The sequence below is a fragment of the Secundilactobacillus odoratitofui DSM 19909 = JCM 15043 genome (assembly GCF_001434895.1).
Lineage (GTDB): Bacteria > Bacillota > Bacilli > Lactobacillales > Lactobacillaceae > Secundilactobacillus > Secundilactobacillus odoratitofui.
The window spans coordinates 142,478-161,622 of the sequence record NZ_AZEE01000027.1 but is presented as its reverse complement, the minus strand read 5'-3'; the positions used below and the strand labels follow the sequence as shown (position 1 = coordinate 161,622).

Genomic DNA, 19,145 nt, shown 5'->3' with positions numbered 1-19,145 from the left:
TCTAAATTCAAAGTAATCGGAATTTACTTATCTGGTGATATAAAAACTTTAGATTTCCAACCACTCTTCAGGATGGTTCAATGCGGCTTGAAAATCTTTGAAGAATGAGCTGACGTGGTAGCCGTCAGCAACGGCGTGGTGGATGGTAAACGAGACCGGCATGGTGAAACGACCATCTTTTTCCTGATACTGACCAGCTTCAATGGTTGGTAAATAATTTGGTAAGCCATTGAAAGTCAATGGCGTATAGCTGTTAAAGTGTAGCCACGGCATCATGTTGATCATGTAGGCATTTTGCGGTTGGTTAGGCTTAACGACCGCGCCATGTTGATGTTGATAAGTTTCAACGTCGGCTTGGTAGGCAGTATGAAAAACTTTGAAATCATCGGTATATTCGGTCCACATCCCGGAGATGCTCTTATCATCTTCGTGGAAGAGGGAGTATGAAGGGATCAAGTGGTCCAAATAGCCAAGTTGATCGTTTTGAGAAACAATCATGAATTCCGGATGTTGGCTGATGACTTTGGTGGCCAAAAAGAGGTAGGCAGCAAAGAAGTGGTAGCCGCCGTCTTTAACGGCATGATAAGTTTTCGTAATATCAACGTCGACGTTAACGTTAAAACCGGTTGGCATCATTTTTGTGAAATAGTAAAAGTAGTCCCGGCGCTGCCAGGTCTTCATATCGATTGGTGTAAATTGAGTGGTCATAAAGGTGCTCCTTTGTGAGTTTAAAATAGTCGCCAGTATGAGCGACCATCTGGGGTACGGTCGAAAAAGCCATCGTCAATCAAATATCGTTTGAGCCAGGTGAAGTCAGCAGAAATAGCTTTAAGTTGTGTGTCAATTTCAGCTAAGGTGTAAGTACGATTGAATTCAAATAGTTGACTAACCCGCATTGTGATGGCGAACCGCTTTTTTTCACCCTTGGGCCAACTGGTTAACTGTAGTTGCTGACCGGTTTGAGTAAAAAACTTCTGAACGTTGGCAACATAGTCAGCCTCCGTTAGTTTAAATTGATCATCGGATTGTGAAACACCCGGTGGTACCGGTAAATACTGTTTAGCTTTAACCGGAATTTCGCCAAACACCGCTTGGTACTGTGCAAGATAAAGTTTGGCCGACTTGGCCTTTTCGCGAAACGTAAACTTCTGGTGGCGAATGGTTGAGGCACTCACGTCGAGAGAATCTGCGACTGCCTGATCTTTATCTGCCGTTGAAAAGGCCTGTAGTAACGTCAATTGAGTCTCAGTTAAGCCGTTATATTTAGTCGCTAGAGTGAGAAGTGCGTGTTTGGCACCGCCGTGGGCAGTAACTAAATGTGACGTCATCAAGGCCTGATCTGTGATTGGGAAGGTGATCTGACAGTAGTTACAGCAAAGTAATTGTTGCTGTTGGTGGAATCCTTGCGTGAGTTCGGCAATTGATAATTGGGTTAGATCGAGCAAAAGATGAGCCCCCTTTCAGATTAACAGTGTATAAATGTTTACAATATTTGTCAACATTTTCTTGTTTTGATAATAAATTGGTGGCATTTTTTGGCATCTCATCTTTAGCGTGGCATAATAGAACTTGTGCTTATTAAGAGATTGAAGAAGGTTTAGACATGTCAAGTCGCAATCCAATTGGGGTGTTTGATTCTGGTGTCGGCGGTATTAGCACGCTGGCGACCTTGACCAAGCAGTTCCCTGACGAACAATTTATTTTTTATGGTGATACTAAATACGCGCCGTATGGTAGCAAGAGCGCTGAAGAAGTCTATCAGTGTGCCAAACGCGTGGTGGAGGAATTGTTGACCCATCACATTAAGGCGCTGGTGATTGCTTGCAACACGGCCACTAGTGCAGCCAAAACCCGCTTAATGGCCGATTATCCTGATCTGCCAATTGTGGGAATTGAACCCGCGCTAAAAGAAGCAATCGATGCTGGTCACCATGACATCTTAGTAATGGGGACGAAGCTGACAGTTCACCTGCCAAAGTTCCAGTCGATGGTGGAAAAATACCAGAATACGCACCGTATTTATGGTGTGGCTTGCCCAGGTTTGGCTGACTATATCGAAGGTGGGATGACGGATAACAAGGCACTCATGACACTGCTACATCAGCTGTTAGCGGATTACTTAGACCGACCAGTCGATGGTATCGTACTTGGGTGTACTCATTATCCATTTGTCAAAGCTCAGATCCAATCACTGTTTCCGAAAGGGACGCCGGTTTACACTGGTTATTTAGGTGTCGCCCATCAATTGCAACGAGTGCTGAACGCGCATGATTTGCTAACTGATGAGACTGGTGGTCAAACGATTGAGTGGTTGAGCAGTCAGCCCGGATCGCTCGACTATTATCAGACGCTGTATAATCGGTTACAATAAAATGGAAAATATTTAAGCCCCTGATACAAACAGCATAGTTGCTTGTATGACGGGCTTTTTTCTGATTATGGTTTAATTTCTGGTTGATTAAACTATAATATTAACGTAATAAAATCGTTTTATGGGAGGTCATAGCGTGAATGAGCTAGAAAATTTCACCAACACGACGTTTCGACTTGACGGTCGTGTGGCAATCGTCACCGGTGGTGCATCTGGATTAGGTGCTTATTATACCAAGGCGTTGTTATCATCAGGGGCTTCGGTGTTGGTTGTCAGTCGCTCAAAGAAGGGGTGGGAAACCATTCAAGACTTTGCGACTGCCGGAAAATACCTGGTGGCGTTTTATCAACAGGATATCACGGCGGATGGTTCTGCACAGGCAATTGCTGAACGAGCTGTCGCTGAGTATGGGACCATCGATATTTTGGTGAACAATGCGGGTATACAAATTCGCAACGAATGGCAGGATTTCAAGGATGCAGACTGGCGCAAGGTGATCGATGTGAACTTAAACGCAGCGTATTACCTCTCTCACGCAGTTGCCGAGGTTATGACTGAACATGACGGCGGCAAGATTATCAACATTGGTTCAATGCAGTCATTTTTGCCGGGTAAATACATTTTTCCATATGCTGCGGCCAAACACGGCATCGTGGGTCTAACGAAGGCATATGCAGAGGCGCTCGCCCCGCACAACATTCAGGTCAACGCATTAGCGCCTGGTTACATTGATACGCTAATGACTAAGGCACTGCAGGAAGATCCTGTTCGTAGCGTCGAGATTTTAGACCATATTCCAGCCGGTCACTGGGCACAGCCACAAGAGCTGATGGGCACGCTTGTCTTTCTAGCCAGCGCTGCGTCTAATTACGTGACCGGGATCACGGTTCCCGTTGATGGTGGGTACTTGTTGCGATAATGAGTAGAATCTTTGGACTAAGCCATAACTATACTGTGGATAAGCAGTTAAATAATCTAAAAAACGACTCACCAAATTAATGGTAAGTCGTTTTTGTGTTTCGTCGGGCAAAATTCTAATACAAACTGTCTTCCAGTTCGTTAATCTGAGCCTCAATCAGTGAGGCTTGTTCCCGCAAGTCATCAATTTCACCAACAATTTCATCCACGGTTTCGCCGGCAGCACTGTATCCCTTATACATCGCTGTCATATAGTCCACGTTTTCTAAGCGTTCGATACTGGTGTTGACCTGACCTAGCTGCGTCACGAGCTGATCAAGTTGGACTTCGTTATTCATGACGGATCCTCCTATGCGAGTGCTTCTGGTGCGGCCGGTTGTGGTCCCTTACCTTCGTAGGCGAGAACCCAGTCATCGTAATTCCATTCTTCGGTGGCTCGGCGGTTGCGGAAGTAATCCCAGTAGGATTCCCGTTCCATTTCAACAACGCGGCCGTCAGCGCCAACGGATACCCAGTTGTAGCTGCCATTGGCATGAGCAAATTTGACCCACAGAATTGGGATAGAGATTTCATCGCCATCCTCATTCAAAAAAGTGCGTGACAGTGTATCGGTTCGCATGTAAACGAGTCCGCGGGCATATGACTCATCCAACGCAGTCATGGTTGCCATGGCAATCTTTCTGGCCTGCAGCTGACGTGGCAATCTGCCTGGGTGCTCGGCTGACAAGAAACTGTTAAAGCTGAGCAGACGATGGTCTTGTCCCCAAACGAGAACGGCGTGTTCATGATTCGGCACAACGATGTCACTATTTTGGTAACGTGTCACAAGGACATCTTCGCCATTGCGAATGTGTGTCTCACTGGTCACTTGCTTAAAATCTTCTGGTAGCATCAAGTTGGGTTGGTTTACACCGTTGATTGTGAGTGCTTTTAACATGTCATCATCCTCCAGTTAAAGTGAAGTTGTTAGGCCATTAAATTCTGACTAATTTGCTGTAGGGTCAAGACTAACTGTGACTGTTGTTCAGGTGTAACATTGGCAAACATCACACTGTTGGCACTGGTCAAAACCTGTTCAATTTGAGCTGGCAGAGTTCGACCAGCCTCAGTTAAGTTGAGTAACCAACCGCGACCGTCGTTTGGATCGCGCCGTTTTTCAATCAAGCCTTGATTAATAAGTTGATCTAACCGCCGGGTGACGTTACTGTGACTAAGTTGAATTTGCTTGAACAGTTGCTCTTGCGTGAGGGTTGTTGCACGGTCAATTTTTAAAATAAAATAGTAATTACTGGCGGTTAGATGTAGTGGTGCCAAGACTTTATCAAGGTAGGCAATCGCTTGTCGCGAAGTGCTATTTAGGGTGGCACTCATTAAATCGATGGCATCCTTATCTTCTAAAACCACTGTCTCACTTCCTTTCGAGTTGTTTAATGTATCTGAATGCAATTAGGAGTAATACTAGGGCCAGCGCATAGGCAAAGTGTTGGGCGTCAACTAATGCGGGTCTCGGCTGATTGATTGCATTGGCAACCAGGGTACCTTTTAGTAGCGATAATTTGCCGTAAAACGTGAGACCGACCAGTGATGTGCCAAGCACGAGACCGAATTCTCGAACCAGTGACGTGATAGCACCAATCATGCCACGCTGTTCGGCGGTAGCACTCGACATAATAAAGGTGTTATTGGCAGTTGAAAAAAGTGCGGTGCCAATGGCGGATAACCCCGACCAACCTAAGACGGCCCACGGTTCATGATTACCGTTAAGGGTTAAGAGACCAGCGCCGGCAATCACCAAGATGAGCATGCCTGAGCGCATCACGTTGATCCGGGAAAAGTGATCGGTTAGTATTCCCGCCAGCGGATTGGCGAAAATCGCAATGATCGGCGCTATCATTAGTATTAGTCCGGTGAGCTGGCTCGGTAAAGCCACCACAAGTTGTAAATAAATTGGTGCCAGTAGGGTAAAAAAGTAGGCTGCAATAAAACTGAAAAATGCCGCTAAAGTTGGTAAACGAAGAACGGGTTCCTTCAAAAGCGAGACGTTTAAAAGTGGTACGGCAACGCGTTGTTCGTGTTGCCAGAATAAGGCGAAACCGATGATAAAAATACCCAACAAACTGCCAGCCAATTGAGGTCGATTCATCATCAGACTCGACATGCTGTAAAACGATGTGGCCATTGCGAGTAATAGAAACAGGCCACCCCAATCGAACGGACCAGTGGACGTCACTTGATGGGGTTGATTGAACAGCCACCAAGCTAGTCCAACACAAATGATGCCAATTGGTAAGTTGCACCAAAAGATGTAGCGCCAACCCCAATAGTGAATGAGCAGACCACCTAATCCTGGTCCCGCCAGCCCACCAATTGAAATAAATATACTCTCAACGCCAAAGGCTCGACCGAGTTCAGTCGGCGGGAATAGATCAGTGACGATGGCGTAGCTATTTGCCATGACCATGCTGGCACCGATTGCTTGGCAACCACGAGCCAGCAAAATTATAAGCAGTTGTTGGGCAGCACCCGCAAACCAAGAGCCCACTAGGAAGACAATCATACCGATTTGAAATAGGCGGGTTCTACCGAATCGATTGCCTAGTTGACCAAATGGCAAGAGCAACGCGCTGATGATGATCAGATAGATGCCAATGATTAAATTGGCTTGTGAGGTGCCAATTTGAAAAGCCTGTGCGAGAACTGGAATTGCAATCGTCACAATGCTGCCATCGACAATAATCATGAAGAAAAATAACCCCAGAACAATGAGACATAACCATCGTCGAAGTCGCCCCATCACGCCACCTCCTTTCAAATGCAAAGAGAGTATAGCATTTATTTATTTGCTTGCGCAAACAAAAAGAATCAATCAGTTTTTATTGTGACTGAAGGCAGCCAACGGTAACTAAAAAAAACCGCTCGCCTCATTAATTGAGATGATCGGTTGATATCACTTTTAAACGGATAAGGTTACTTCCAGCCAGAGCCAATGACGGTAAAGTAGTTGACGCCACCAACAGCATAAATGCTGGCGACAGCTTTATTGCCTGCATAAGCTGAATCGGTATATTGATAGGGGGTATGCTGGTTCTTGATGGTTAACCGGTACTGGGTGTTGCCAGTTTTACGAACTTGCGTATCATGGACGCCCTTTAGATGGTGCTGATAGTAGAGTTCAACTGTGTTGCCGTTTTTAACTGATAGATTAATTTTTTGCGCATTGTTTGGTTTTGAGTCGTAGTGACTTTCCAACGTTCCCCAAAAGCTAGGGTAATCTTCAGGTTGATTACGGTAGGTCTCAACGTAGCCGTCCGAGGTTAACTTGATGGCGTTGACGTTGCGGTTAAGTGTTTTAATCGAGTTCAAGCCACCGGCGTAGAGGGTGCCACTCCCATAAGGTAAACCATATGCAGGCCGGACAATTTGAGTGACTGACTTGGGTGAAAGCTTGAACGAAACAGCACCGAAACCGTATACGTGATCGTTAACCAGTTTTGATTTTAAATGATAACTGATATTTGGCGTCATATAACCGTTGGTGTAGGCCAGTTTTTGAGCCGCTGCGCCATGGTGGTAACGTTGTGCACCAAGAACGGTGCCTTTGGGTAAGCGGAGTTGTTTTTTGATAGCGTGTGAGTTTGTGACCGACGAATAAGTGACAGTCACGGTAGTCGCGTGATTTAAACGATACCAGTTGGTTGAAAAGCCACCATCGTTTGCACCATATGTATCAGTATTAACAGTGGTTCGGTGTGGATGACTGGCAGAATCAGCCGTAGTTGATGGCGCAAAGGTAATCATTGCAGCCAGACAAACTGATAGCGCGAGACTAATGGATAATTTTGACATAGTGTTTCCCCCTGTAGGGAAATTATACCATGAAGTAGCAGAGTGGCAAAAAAAGCGGGTAGGTCCCAGAATCTAAGCGGCACACCCCCAAAAGCCCGCCCTTGGCTTTTGGGGGTGTGCCGCTTAGATGGCCGGGAACTGTTTTTTTTTGCCACGTTTAGGCTAGATAACAGTAATGAAGCAAAAGCCCATTTCTGGCTTTTGGGGGTGTGCCGCTTAGATGGCCGGGAACTGCTTTTTTTGCCACGTTTAGGCTAGATAACAGAGATACTGACAATGTTAATCATGTTGAAGGGTACGAAAAATTAGATAGTTTATCGAACATAGCTCTTATACCATAATTACTCAAAATCGAGCTTATCAAGTTACGGCGCCCAAAATGATAATTTCTCATGCTAAATTTTTTAAAAATGAGGTGACGCCAGAAATAACTTGCTATAAACTGGATAAATCAATCGGTTGAGAGGGGGAATCGTGTTGCGTAAATTACTAGCAGTGGTGGGGTTGGTTCTGTGTTTCATGACTATTAGTTCAATACCAACGCACACTGAAGCTGCAGCGACGCGTAAATCTCAGACTGTGACGTTATACCTACATGGTCATCGAGGTAATCCCAAATCGATGGCACCTCTTATGGAAAGCGCAGTTTTCGAAAAACACGCTCATACGGGTGTGACGGCTTTCGTTGCTAATAATGGTAAGGTGACGCTAAAGGGGCATTGGCCGGCACACACTAAACGGCCGTTAGTGAACGTAGTTTTCAAAAATAATCGCACTCACAGCTACTATAAAATCAGTCATTGGTTTAGAAATGTATTGATAGCTTTAAAACACAAATATGGCTTTAAAAAGTTTAACGTGGTGGCGCATTCGCTTGGAAATGCTGCAGTTTTGTTTGATGAATTAAAATTTAGTCGTGATAAAAAACTGCCACAATTGAAAAAGTACGTTGCGATTGCTGGTAACTTTGATGGTGTACCAGGTGTACACAAGGATCAGCATCCCAATCAATTACTGACCAGTGGTCGGCCTAAGTGGCTCGCACCAAAGTATCGCTGGGCACTGGCACATCGTCAAAACTTGAGGATCAGGCAAGCACGTATTTTAAACATCTATGGTCGGTTAAACCGACATGTTCACTTTGATGGGAAAATTCTAAATCCTAGTTCACGCTCACTAGGTTACCTGGTTCGTAACCGAGTGAAGAGTTACCGTGAGCGCCGCTTTACCGGCTGGGACGCAGAGCACACGAGGTTAAGAACGAACCCAAACGTGGCAAGGGCGGTGAATGAGTTCATTTGGTAGAGTGCGGAACAAAACGGTTTAAAAGCGTCGCATAAGTGAGTCCCCTCGCATGAAGTCGTGAATTTTCGACTTTGTGCGGGGGAACTCACTTATGTGCAGCTTTCAGTTTTGTGACGCATGTTTCCACAGGGTAATAGCTAATTCACTGACTGTAAACAAAAACCGGCAGCCCATCCTCACAAGGACGGCTACCGGTTTTTTAACGTTAAATCAACGGTCAACGATTAAAGCAAGTGAATGTTGTGTGCTTCACACTGGTCAATCATTTCTTGTGGCCATAGAGCGGCTTGAACTTCGCCAACGTGGGCCTTACCAAGTAACAACATGCATAAACGAGATTGACCGATCCCGCCACCAATGGTGAACGGTACTTCTTCGTTTAAGACCATTTGGTGATAAGGCAAGCTCAAGCGGTCTTCAGCGTCGGCAATCTTCAGTTGACGTTGTAATGATTCTGAATCAACCCGAATCCCCATGCTTGAAATTTCAATAGCTTGATCAAGTGGTTCATACCAGAACATGATATCACCGTTTAAGTCCCAGTCATCGTAGTCAGGGGCACGGCCATCATGACGCTTGCCACTCTTCATGGCACCGCCAATCTTCATTAAGAAGACACAGCCCAATTCTTTAGTAATGGCATTTTCACGTTCACGTGGTGTCATATCAGGCCAACGATCCTCCAACTCTTGGGTCGTCACAAAGTGAATTTCGTCAGGTAAATGGTGAACAGATTGTGGGAACTTGTACCAAACTTCGTGTTCCATGTGTTTGATGACTTTGAAAATTTGCTTAACAGTGGCCTTCAAAGTTTCAAGGTTACGGTCTTCTTTGCGAATGACCTTTTCCCAGTCCCATTGGTCGACGTAGGCTGAGTGGTAGTTGTCCAAATCTTCATCTTTACGGATGGCGTTCATGTTAGTGTAGAGGCCTTCACCAAGTTTGAAGCCGTACCGCTTCAAAGCCACACGCTTCCACTTTGCAAGTGAGTGGACGATTTCGATGGTTGAATCGCCCATATCCTTCATCGTGAATGAAACGGGCTTCTCGATACCGTTCAAGTTATCGTTTAAACCAGTCTTCTTTTCAACAAACATTGGGGCTGAAAGACGAGAGAGGTTCAATTGCTTGCCGAATTCATCCTGGAAAGTTTCACGGATGTAACGAATGGCGTCCTGTGTTTCACGCACAGACAATTTTGGTTCGTATGACTTAGGTACAATTAAATGCATAGGTACTGCTCCTTAAAATTAGATTTGGGACAAAAAAAGAAGTCTTCCATCCCAGAATCAAGGGACGAAAGACTTCATTTCGCGGTACCACCCAAGTTGCCCATCCATAGACAGGCCACCTCACACGCGTACTAACATACGCTCCGATGGTAACGTTTCGGTGACGGCGAAGCCTACTACCCAAGGGTTCAGCCCGCAACTAAGAAAGTGTTATTCGGATAAGTCGTACACTGATTGGGTTCACACCAAGTCCCAACTCACTGACAGGTCGACAAATCGTACTCGTCTTTCCTCCGTTTTTAATCTCTAAGCAGTATCTTACCATTTTTTCATAATTTGTAAACTGAAAATGAAAAATAATTTTTGTCGAGCTACTTTTGAGCGAAGCCAAAGTAAAGCACCACAACGATTCCAAGCACAATTCGATACCAACCAAAAAGTTTAAAATCGTTTCGTTTGATGTAATCCAGTAAGAATTTGATGGCTAAATAGGCGATTAGAAACGAGATGACGACGCCGGTAATTAAAACCACTACCTGTGTGTAAGAGAAGGTGTTGCCGTGTAAGAAGTATTTAGTAATCTTAAGCAGCGAAGCACCAAACATTGTTGGAATTGCTAAGAAAAATGAAAACTCAGTGGCAACGTAGCGAGAGGTGCCAATTAAAATTGCGCCCAGAATGGTAGCGCCTGAGCGAGAGGTACCGGGTACTAACGATAAAATTTGGAAGAGGCCAATCGCAATGGCGATTTTGATGGGCATCTGATTTAAATCAGTAAAACGAGCCCGCCGTCCCTGATTGAAATGTTCAATCACAATGAACAGGACGCCATACACAATTAGGGTAGTGGCGATGACTTGCCAACTGGTTAAGTGTGCGTCCATCCAGTCGTTAGCGGGGAGGCCGATGACGACGGATGGTAGGACGGCAATAATGACTTTCCCCCAGAGTTGCCAAGTCTGACGCCGTTCAATGCGCGCCTTACTTGGTGACCAAGGATTTAATTTATGGAAGTACAACACGACAACGGCAAGAATGGCACCCAGTTGAATAACGACCATGAACATATTGATAAACGCCGTGGATTCATGCAAGTGAATAAATTCATTGGCCAAGTAAAGATGTCCGGTTGAGCTAATCGGTAAAAATTCGGTAATCCCTTCGATTACACCTAAAATAATCGCTTGAATAATTTCAATCACGAAAAAAGTTCCCCCTTGAGAGCTATGGATTGCCATTATTTTAGCGAAGCGGTGTAAAATTCCTGCTGAGTTTGTGTAAAAAACTGGTAAAGGATGAAGTGGGGAAGGGTAACAGTGTTTAAGTGACAACCTTTTTACGAGGTATTGTTTAGTATCTTGGTCAATTAAATATTCGACCAATTTGATTTATTGAAAAGTGCTAGTATTTTCTAAATGCTTTTTATTGCTTCTCCGACGTGTGTGTGGAATTAGCCACATTGTAACGAGAACGGAGTCTAGCGGCGCTTTTCGGTGGCAGTGACAAGAACTTGTTAGCGCCTTTGGCGGTTACAAGTTCTGGACGGTTCTGAGACTCGGGTCTATGAGGCTCAGAACCGAAGCGTAAGACGGACGGTTTTAAGTCCGTCTGAAGCTGATCCCACAGCAGCCGGAAAGCGCCGCTAGTCGTAGTGGTAGTGGGCACGTTTAGACAACAATAGAAGCACTTAGACAACAATAGGAGCACTAGCCTCAGACTAGTGCTCCTGAATAAAGAATCATTAATGACAAATATCACTAAAAGGACGCTAATAAGTCACTGGTCGTTGTGACATAACTGATTCGGTTAAACATCTTGTCGAAGAAAAAGGCATGTTTCTCCGCGTCACGATCCATGCAGGCATCTTCAACAACAATTAGACGATAGGCATTTTGATAAGCGTCGAGCGCAGTTGCATAGACACCGTTAGAGGTCGAGATACCACCGAGGATGATAGTATCAATGCCACGACGGCGTAGCTGCAAATCTAAATCAGTGCCAAAAAAGGCGCCAGGATTATGTTTAGTAATTTTAATGACGTTGGTTGCCTCAGAGTCGATGGCAATTGGCATCACCAGTTTTGCCTGATTTGGCGTCACTGGTTGAGTGACTTCACGTCTCGGAAATAAATTCTGAACTGAAGCCACGTTGACCGTCACTTGAACGATCAAAGCACCGGTATTTTTAAAGTAATCGGCTAACTGATTGTTAGCGGTCAAAACAGCATGGCGATGAGCTGCGTCAATGCCGGGCGCGTTTAAAATATCGTCTTGAAGATCAATGGCAACGTAAGCCGTTTTGTTAAGATCGAGCGTTGGAATTTGTGGCAAGGTGACACCTTCCTTTCTGCTGATGAGGGACGTAAAAAATAGCGTAGACAATCGGTACCAAGTACAGGAAAAAAGCGTAAGGTAAGTAGCCAATAAAGCTGGTTCCCAGAATTGAGATTGGCACAAACACCGCAATATTCCATGGCACGATTGGGGCCAGTAGTACGCTTGTGTTTTCCAATTCTACTGCTAACGCATTATTTTGATGCTGATAGTTATTTTTGATTAAAGTATTGGTCATAATGATGGCCACGGATTGATTACAGCCAATTGCGCTTGTCATTAAGGCCATTGCAGCGGTTAGACCAAATCGAAGGCGTGGCGTTAACTCAGTTTGAGTGAGGCGGTGTTCAAGCTGCTTGAGCTGTGTTAAGTGGTTTAAAATGCCGGAAATGCAACACGACAAAAAGACGATGGTAAGTGGCGTTACCATTGAAATCAGGCCGCCACCACCAATCAGTTGACCATGACCAGCTTGAACGCCTAGTACCACCGCACGCCCCAGTTTTAACCAAGATGTTTGTTGGTAGTGGAGTCCCAAGACGATTGCCAGGAGGATGCTCACCGTGATGGATTCAACCAACGGACGTTTGAAAAGGGACAATATCAGAATAACGGCCGCAGGTAATAGGAGTGGCCAGGCCACGATAAATTGCGCGTTTAACTGACCTAAAAGTGTGTGACTCAAATGATTGAGAGGAAATATCAACGACAGTGCACCATAGGCTAGTGTACTCACTAAAAGCGCTAACCAGGAGGTTCGTAGCATATTTTTAATGTTATCAAATAAGTTTGTCAAACTGATTGTTGCCACCAAACTGGCGCTGGAAGATAGTGGTGAGCAGCGGTCGCCAAAGTAAATACCGGCGATGATAGCGCCCGCCACCAGGTCAAGATTAGTGTGCCCACTTTTGGCAATGAGCATGAGTGGCAAACCAATCACGCTGACGGTACCAAATGAGGTGCCAATTACAAACGATACTGCGGCACAGACTAAAAATGTCACAACCACAAACAGGTGTGGATTGATCAGTAAAAAGGCATAGTACACGATGCTTGAAATTGTGCCACTTGCCATCCAAATCCCAATCGTTGCGCCAATTAATAACAGCGTTTTGATGACACCGAATGAAGTTTTAGCACCAGTCCAGGAAAAGCGGAGTAATTCCCCAAGTCGATATTCACGCAGCCCTAACCCCATGAAGAGTCCCCAGCAAACGAGTAACGCGTAGGCCAGGGGAATACCACTGAAAACGCAATATAGAAGTAAAGCAAATGACAGTCCAGTTATAAAAACGAGAATAGTAGCACCCCCACAGGTTAATTGAAAATAGTGTACCCATTACCGTGGGAAAAGTTCAATCTTTTTTGTGGCGACGTGTTCGATAAACGCTGCGTCGTGTTCGGTGAATAACATAGTGGGTTGAACGGTCGAAATCAGGTCTTCTAACTGTTCTTGGTTAAAAACGTCCAGGTAGTTGAGCGGTTCGTCCCAGAGGTAAAAACTAGTTGGTGTCACCAGGCTGGCTGCCAATTCCACTTTCTTTTGTTGGCCAGAAGATAACGCTTGAATGGGTGTCTTAAAGGCGTCGCGTTCGACACCCAGTTTTTTGAGGTTGTTCAATAGGTCTTGGTGGCTTAAGTGGTGGGCTTCAGCAAAGCTTGCCAGGTCGCCAACGTTATCCGGGTAAAATTGGCGAACTTGACTACGGGTAGCTGTTTGAGTGAGGTCAACCGTACCAGTGATGTCACCAGTGAAGTGGCCTAAAATAGCCGCAATCAGCGAACTTTTACCGCTGCCATTTGGGCCAATTAAAGCAACGCGTTCACCACGTTTGATATCAAAACTAACCGATTCTTTTAGCAGTGGTACTTGGTCGTAATACAGTTGAACCTGATGAACGCGCAGGAGTGTGTCGTGATGATCTGGTTGGTAATTCATCTTCAGCGGTTCAACAAATTCAATGTTTTTCAATAACGCTGATTTGTCTTCAATGGATTGATCCAGCCGATGTTCAAGGTTTTTTGCCTTTTGCATTACACGAGCTGACCGGGCACCGATAAAACCGGTATCGTAGACGGCACCACTGCCCTTTTTATGTGGATTGCCGTATTTGTCACCTTCACGTGAACGACTCCACTGACGCTTGTCAGCAGCAGTTTGTTTGAGACGACCGATCTCTTGTTTTAATTTACTTTGTTCAGCAAGTTCCGTTTGGTCCTTCACCGCTTTAGCGCGTTCGTAAGCTGCAAAATTGCCCTGTGTGATGACGAGTTGCTGCTTTTCAATGGTTAAGGTGTGGTCCGTGGCGGTGTTTAAAAATTGCCGATCATGTGAAATGACGATAAACCCCTGTTTTTTACTGTGCAGATAGTTAGCAATTTGCTGACGGCCAGCAATATCAAGGTGGTTCGTAGGTTCATCTAATAGTGCAAAACCGGTATCATCAGCGAAAATCGTGGCCAATAAGACCTTGGTTTGTTCGCCACCAGATAGGCTTGAAAAAGACCGATATAACAGCGCGTCGTCAGTGTTCATCATAGCTAGTTCGCGTTGTACCAGCCAAAGCTCTACAGGACTGATGGCATCAATTATTTGCCACGTTTGAAGCGTTGGGTCGGGAATCGATTGCGGGAAATAATTTAAGCTCAGTGGTGACTTAATTTGACCGGTACCACTCAATTTACCGCGAAGTAGGTTTAATAACGTGGTTTTGCCACGGCCATTGCGGCCGGTTAGGCCCAGTTTCCAAGAACTGTCAAATTGTAGGGACTGGTCAGTGAATAAGTTGGGTTTGCCAGGATAGGCAAAGGTGAGGTGAGTGAGTTGAATTGTCGACATAATAGTGGTCCTCCTTGAATCTGTGGACACCGTGGACACAATTTTGGCATACAAAAAGCACCTGAAGATTTTCTCCAGGTGCGCTGATCCGCGTTAATTCGCGGACTTTAGGCTCGCCAGAGAAATCTAGGTCAACGCCAGAACTGTGCAGTATCCCCCTTGATGGGTGATGACGGTGCTAAGTTCTAACAATTGGCTTAGATTCTCAACGGCTGAAGCCTCCCTTTTATTTCGTGTCACTAACTTATCATGCGTAAGTCGGTCTGTCAAATTTTTGCCAATGTTCTGCTAAATAGTTGGTGGTCAAGCTGTTAGGCTTAGCCGCTAACGCAAGTGGGTTACCAGTGGCAACAATTTTACCACCAGCTGCACCACCCCGGGGCCCCATATCAATCAGGTAATCGGCGTTAAGCATTAAATCTAAATCATGGGTGATGATTAAGATGGTCGCGCCTTTATCACGGAGACGCGCAATAATTTTCAACAACGTTTGAACATCTAGGGGATGTAGGCCGATTGAAGGTTCATCGAACACAAAGAGCGTCCCCGCTTGTTTTTTAGTCAAATGACTGACCAACTTTAAGCGTTGTGCTTCACCACCAGATAGGCTTGGAGTACTTTCGCCGAGGTGTAAGTAGTCAAGACCCACTTGTGAAAGCTGCTTGAGCTGACGTGTAATTTTAGGAACTCCTTTGAAAACTGGAATGGCATCCTTCACGGAAAGCGCAAGTAAGTCGACGATTGAATAGCCGTGCCACTTGATTTCTTGGATTTCTTGTTTGTAACGAGTCCCGTGACAGACCGGACAAACTTCTTCCATGTCCGGTAGGTATTGAATGTCCAGTGTGATGTTACCTAAGCCACCACAGTTTGGACAAGCGCCTTCCTTGTTGTTATAAGAAAAGTCAGCAATACCATAACCGCGCTTTTTGGATTCTGGTAGATCTGCAAATAGGTGGCGGAGGGCATCCATAATGCTAGTGTAGGTCGCTAACGTTGAGCGGGCATTTTTGCCAACGGGGGTTGCATCAACACTGACAACATCCTGTAAGTCAGTCTGAAGATCCGCGACTTGGCGAGGGAGATGTTGATGCTTTTTTTGCGCCTGGATTGCTGGTACCAAACTATCGAGGACCAAACTGGTCTTGCCGGCCCCAGAAAAACCGGTGATTGCCGTAACTTGATTATCTGGAAATGTCATGTCGATATTGTGTAAGTTAAAGTAGTCGCTGATTTTGAGTTGTGTTGACTGAGATGCCGTTGTTGGCGCGGTATTTTGTAAAATACTTGTCCGACCAGAAATGAACGGCCCAATCAATGAGTTAGCATTGGTCGTCAACTGTTCCGGGGTGCCTTGAGCGATGACTTGGCCACCGGCTTCGCCCGATCCAGGTCCAATTTCGATCACCCAATCAGCAGCGTCGATAATGTCGACCTCGTGATCGACAACGACCAGTGAGTTACCTTGCGCAATTAGTTCACGAAAAACGTCGATCAGACCACGGATGTTATCAGGATGTAAACCAATCGAGGGCTCATCAAGGACGTAAAGCACACCAGTTGTTTCAGTCCGTAACGTTCGGGCTAACTGAATACGTTGCAGTTCACCAGTTGATAGAGTGTTGCCGTTTCGCGACAAACTGAGGTAATCGAGCCCTAATTCAAGTAGGGGACGAAGGTCGTCGTCAAGTTCGGTAAATAAGATGTTGGCAAGGTTTTGCATGTCATCAGGCAGAGCTTGTTTCGTCTGAGCCTCCCAGTTGGCCAACTGATCGAGTTGCATATCGGCGACCTGGGCAATTGTTTGACCCGCAACTAAGTGCGTGAGTCGTTCAGGATTTAGCCGTGAACCATGGCAAGTTGGACAGGTTGAGAAATGGTAGAACTGGTTGATCCGTGCAATGGAGCGCTCACTGTTCACACGTTTTAAAGAGTCCGTGACTGCCTCATAAGCGTTCTCGTACAGCGCGTTATCCATGTGAAAAACCCGGCCGGTACTTGATGATAAATCAACCGCGTATTGCTTCTTTTCACCATGCAGCACAATTTGTTTTTCCTTGGCCGTTAAATCGCGGTAGGGCACGTTAGTCCTCACACCGAGAGTTGCCACGACCTTGGGCATAAAGTTACGGCCAGGTAGGTGCCAAGAAGCCACCACGCCTTCGTCAATCGAGAGTGACTCGTCACCAATCAGTTTATTTTCATCCAGTTCACGGACGACACCGAGGCCGTCACAAGTTGGACAAGCACCGGTAGAATTAAAAGAAAAATCTTCGGCGCTGGTTGCCATAAATCGGACGCCACAGGTTGGACAAGTAACCATGCCCATGTCCGCGCCAGCGCGATCCATCGCCTGAGCAATTTTGATGGTTGGCGCCATTCGGTGGCCGTTTGGGCAGACGATTGAACCGAGTCTTGAAAAAATCAAACGAATCACGTTAAACGCCTCGGTGAGTGAGCCGACCGTCGACCGCTCTGATGGTACCGTTGGCCGTTGACGAAGGGCAAGTGCAGAGGGAATGTGTTTTACACTGTGCACCTGAGATTGATTACCTTGTGAAATCCGTCTTCTTGTATAAGCTGATAGTGATTCTAAATAGCGACGAGATCCTTCTGCGTATAAAATCCCCAATGCCAGCGAACTTTTACCCGAACCCGATGGCCCTGAAATTGCGACAAATTGGTTCAAAGGAATATCGACATCGATGTTTTTTAAGTTGTTGACGTTACCGCCACGTACTTCGATATGATCAATTTTATTTGGCATTTAATTACCTGACTTTCATACATAAGCTATCTTTAATCGTAACGCAGAAAAGTTTCCGTTACTCGGCTTTTGCTCGAATTCGTTTGCGGTCAATGTGAATGACCCAGATGAGCCCGAAGAGTAGTGCACCGATAATCACGACTGGTAGCAGTGCCTTGAGGTTTCCCCGGAGAGCTGCGTCCCCACCAAATGCATAGAGGAACGCTGGCGTTACACTGCCAAGCATACACAGCCCCAGCAACTGTTCGCGTCTTGTGATAAGCCGTTTAGCGGCCAAATTAATGACGGTGCTCGGGATAAATGGAATTGTGTAGCCAAGAATGATCCCTAACCTGGGGTGCTGAATTTTCAATAAATCGGTGTACAGCTTCCTCGAAAAGCCGTGAGTGGGCGTTTTGAAAAAATCTGGAATGACGTTTGCGGCGACAAAGTTGCCAATTGTCATGCCAATTACGTTGAGTAAAAAGGCCGTCCAATGACCGAAACAAACACCGGCTGCTATCGCTAGAACAGCGACGGGTGCACCAGGCAACCAGATGCAAACCACCAGTAATGCAGTATAGGTAATGAGATCGATTGGTCCGTGGTGCTGAAAAGTATCGATCAATAACTGACGGTTTGACATCGCGTGGACGAGGTCGTTAAATTGTAGTCGAAAACGCCAGCCAATAACAATAATCAGCCCAATCACAATAATTGTAATGGTGATTTTAAATCGACGTCGTTTTTGCTTGTTCATAGAAAACCTCCAAGTTGGAAATTGATTTATGGCGATCATGATGTGGATTGGTGTGGTCAAGTTGACCATTAGCGGTGCCAGAACGTTAGGCTTAATCTGGCACGTCACAGGTTAAGTATACGCTATCAAGCTTTGTAAGCCTATTTTTGAAAAATTTTCATTTTGGGGTTTAATTTAGAATAATTACAGGTTACAATGAACGTGTAGTAAATTCTAAGGAGGCATTTCACATGAGTTTAGTTGGTAAACAAATTGAAGAATTTAAGGCACAGGCCTATCAGAATGGTGAATTTATTGAGGTAAGTGATACTGATTTAAAGGGTCACTGGAGCGTGGTCATGTTTTACCCCGCTGACTTCTCATTCGTCTGCCCAACCGAATTGGAAGATTTACAAGATCAATACCAGACGTTACAAAGCCTTGGTGTTGAAGTTTACTCAGTTTCTGAAGATACTCACTTCGTCCACAAAGCATGGCATGATGAGTCAGAAGCTGTTGGCAAGTTACAGTATGCCATGATTGGTGATCCTTCCCATAAGCTAGCTAACATGTTTGACGTATTTGACGAAGAAGCAGGGCTGGCACAACGTGGGACGTTCATCTTAGACAAGGATGGCGTGGTACAATCACTTGAAATCAACGCTGATGGCATTGGCCGGAATGCCAGTGAATACATTGACCGAATCAAAGCTGGTCAATATGTTGAAGCCCACCCCGGTGAAGTATGTCCTGCCAAGTGGAAGGAAGGTTCAGAAACCTTAACCCCAGGCCTCGATCTCGTAGGCAAGATTTAAC

At 45.5% G+C, this 19,145-nt stretch carries 18 protein-coding genes and 1 pseudogene; 4 read left to right on the top strand and 15 right to left on the bottom strand.

Annotated elements, in window-relative coordinates:
- Nucleotides 1-48: 48 nt before the first annotated feature.
- Together FD04_RS03235 and FD04_RS03230 are read right to left on the bottom strand one after the other, a co-directional pair.
- Nucleotides 49-708, bottom strand: a complete 660-nt coding sequence (locus FD04_RS03235; RefSeq protein WP_054699439.1) for a chloramphenicol acetyltransferase — start codon at nt 706-708, stop codon at nt 49-51.
- Nucleotides 709-728: 20 nt separating this feature from the next.
- Entirely contained in the window at nt 729-1,445 is a 717-nt protein-coding gene (locus FD04_RS03230) for a DUF2087 domain-containing protein (protein ID WP_054699440.1), read from the bottom strand.
- Between the two features lie 158 nt (nt 1,446-1,603).
- On the opposite strand from FD04_RS03230, the gene murI reads away from it, so the two are divergent.
- Together murI and FD04_RS03220 are read left to right on the top strand one after the other, a co-directional pair.
- Nucleotides 1,604-2,371 (top strand): glutamate racemase, encoded by a 768-nt coding sequence (gene murI, locus FD04_RS03225; protein ID WP_054699441.1) that lies wholly within the window; start codon nt 1,604-1,606, stop codon nt 2,369-2,371.
- Nucleotides 2,372-2,507: 136 nt separating this feature from the next.
- Complete coding sequence (locus FD04_RS03220; protein WP_235805635.1) at nt 2,508-3,290, top strand: SDR family NAD(P)-dependent oxidoreductase; 783 nt, start codon at nt 2,508-2,510, stop codon at nt 3,288-3,290.
- A gap of 115 nt (nt 3,291-3,405) precedes the next feature.
- On the opposite strand, the gene FD04_RS03215 is transcribed toward FD04_RS03220, so the two are convergent.
- The 5 genes from FD04_RS03215 to FD04_RS03195 all read right to left on the bottom strand — a co-directional run bounded on the left by FD04_RS03215 (nt 3,406) and on the right by FD04_RS03195 (nt 7,135).
- A complete protein-coding gene (locus FD04_RS03215) occupies nt 3,406-3,627 on the bottom strand; it encodes a hypothetical protein (RefSeq protein WP_054699442.1) in 222 nt (73 codons plus the stop codon).
- 11 nt (nt 3,628-3,638) lie between these two features.
- A complete protein-coding gene (locus tag FD04_RS03210; protein ID WP_056946948.1) occupies nt 3,639-4,226 on the bottom strand; it encodes a hypothetical protein in 588 nt (195 codons plus the stop codon).
- 29 nt (nt 4,227-4,255) lie between these two features.
- Complete coding sequence (locus FD04_RS03205; RefSeq protein WP_054699443.1) at nt 4,256-4,693, bottom strand: MarR family winged helix-turn-helix transcriptional regulator; 438 nt, start codon at nt 4,691-4,693, stop codon at nt 4,256-4,258.
- Nucleotides 4,694-4,697: 4 nt separating this feature from the next.
- Nucleotides 4,698-6,083, bottom strand: a complete 1,386-nt coding sequence (locus FD04_RS03200; protein ID WP_056946945.1) for an MFS transporter — start codon at nt 6,081-6,083, stop codon at nt 4,698-4,700.
- A 173-nt stretch (nt 6,084-6,256) separates the two neighbouring features.
- Nucleotides 6,257-7,135: a hypothetical protein gene (locus tag FD04_RS03195; protein ID WP_056946943.1), complete on the bottom strand. Its 879-nt coding sequence runs from the start codon at nt 7,133-7,135 to the stop codon at nt 6,257-6,259.
- 477 nt (nt 7,136-7,612) lie between these two features.
- Here FD04_RS03195 and FD04_RS03190 point away from each other — a divergent pair, with 477 nt between their 5' ends.
- Nucleotides 7,613-8,440, top strand: coding sequence for an alpha/beta hydrolase (locus tag FD04_RS03190; RefSeq protein ID WP_082603099.1), 828 nt, complete (start codon nt 7,613-7,615; stop codon nt 8,438-8,440).
- Nucleotides 8,441-8,664: 224 nt separating this feature from the next.
- Here FD04_RS03190 and asnA read toward each other — a convergent pair whose 3' ends face one another.
- From asnA to FD04_RS03155, 8 genes and pseudogenes are all read right to left on the bottom strand, one after another.
- Nucleotides 8,665-9,672 carry an aspartate--ammonia ligase gene (asnA, locus tag FD04_RS03185; RefSeq protein WP_056946940.1) on the bottom strand — a complete coding sequence of 336 codons (1,008 nt, stop codon included), beginning with the start codon at nt 9,670-9,672 and terminating at the stop codon, nt 8,665-8,667.
- 371 nt (nt 9,673-10,043) lie between these two features.
- A complete protein-coding gene (locus tag FD04_RS03180; protein WP_054699456.1) occupies nt 10,044-10,874 on the bottom strand; it encodes an undecaprenyl-diphosphate phosphatase in 831 nt (276 codons plus the stop codon).
- A 555-nt stretch (nt 10,875-11,429) separates the two neighbouring features.
- The gene (locus FD04_RS03175) at nt 11,430-12,002 is read right to left on the bottom strand and encodes an isochorismatase family protein (protein WP_235805634.1); all 573 of its coding nucleotides are present in this window, start codon (nt 12,000-12,002) and stop codon (nt 11,430-11,432) included.
- Nucleotides 11,974-12,927 (bottom strand): Na+/H+ antiporter NhaC family protein, encoded by a 954-nt coding sequence (locus FD04_RS03170; protein WP_268873320.1) that lies wholly within the window; start codon nt 12,925-12,927, stop codon nt 11,974-11,976. The genes FD04_RS03175 and FD04_RS03170 overlap by 29 nt, the downstream gene beginning before the upstream one ends.
- Nucleotides 12,928-12,948: 21 nt before the next feature.
- Nucleotides 12,949-13,311: pseudogene (locus FD04_RS12865) on the bottom strand (hypothetical protein); the annotation flags it as partial.
- A gap of 33 nt (nt 13,312-13,344) precedes the next feature.
- Entirely contained in the window at nt 13,345-14,844 is a 1,500-nt protein-coding gene (gene abc-f / locus FD04_RS03165) for a ribosomal protection-like ABC-F family protein (RefSeq protein WP_056946935.1), read from the bottom strand.
- Between the two features lie 247 nt (nt 14,845-15,091).
- Nucleotides 15,092-17,611 (bottom strand): excinuclease ABC subunit UvrA, encoded by a 2,520-nt coding sequence (locus tag FD04_RS03160; RefSeq protein WP_056946932.1) that lies wholly within the window; start codon nt 17,609-17,611, stop codon nt 15,092-15,094.
- Nucleotides 17,612-17,669: 58 nt separating this feature from the next.
- Nucleotides 17,670-18,350, bottom strand: a complete 681-nt coding sequence (locus tag FD04_RS03155) for a TVP38/TMEM64 family protein (RefSeq protein WP_054699458.1) — start codon at nt 18,348-18,350, stop codon at nt 17,670-17,672.
- Nucleotides 18,351-18,580: 230 nt separating this feature from the next.
- On the opposite strand from FD04_RS03155, the gene ahpC reads away from it, so the two are divergent.
- A complete protein-coding gene (gene ahpC / locus FD04_RS03150; RefSeq protein ID WP_054699460.1) occupies nt 18,581-19,144 on the top strand; it encodes an alkyl hydroperoxide reductase subunit C in 564 nt (187 codons plus the stop codon).
- Nucleotide 19,145 lies beyond the last annotated feature (1 nt).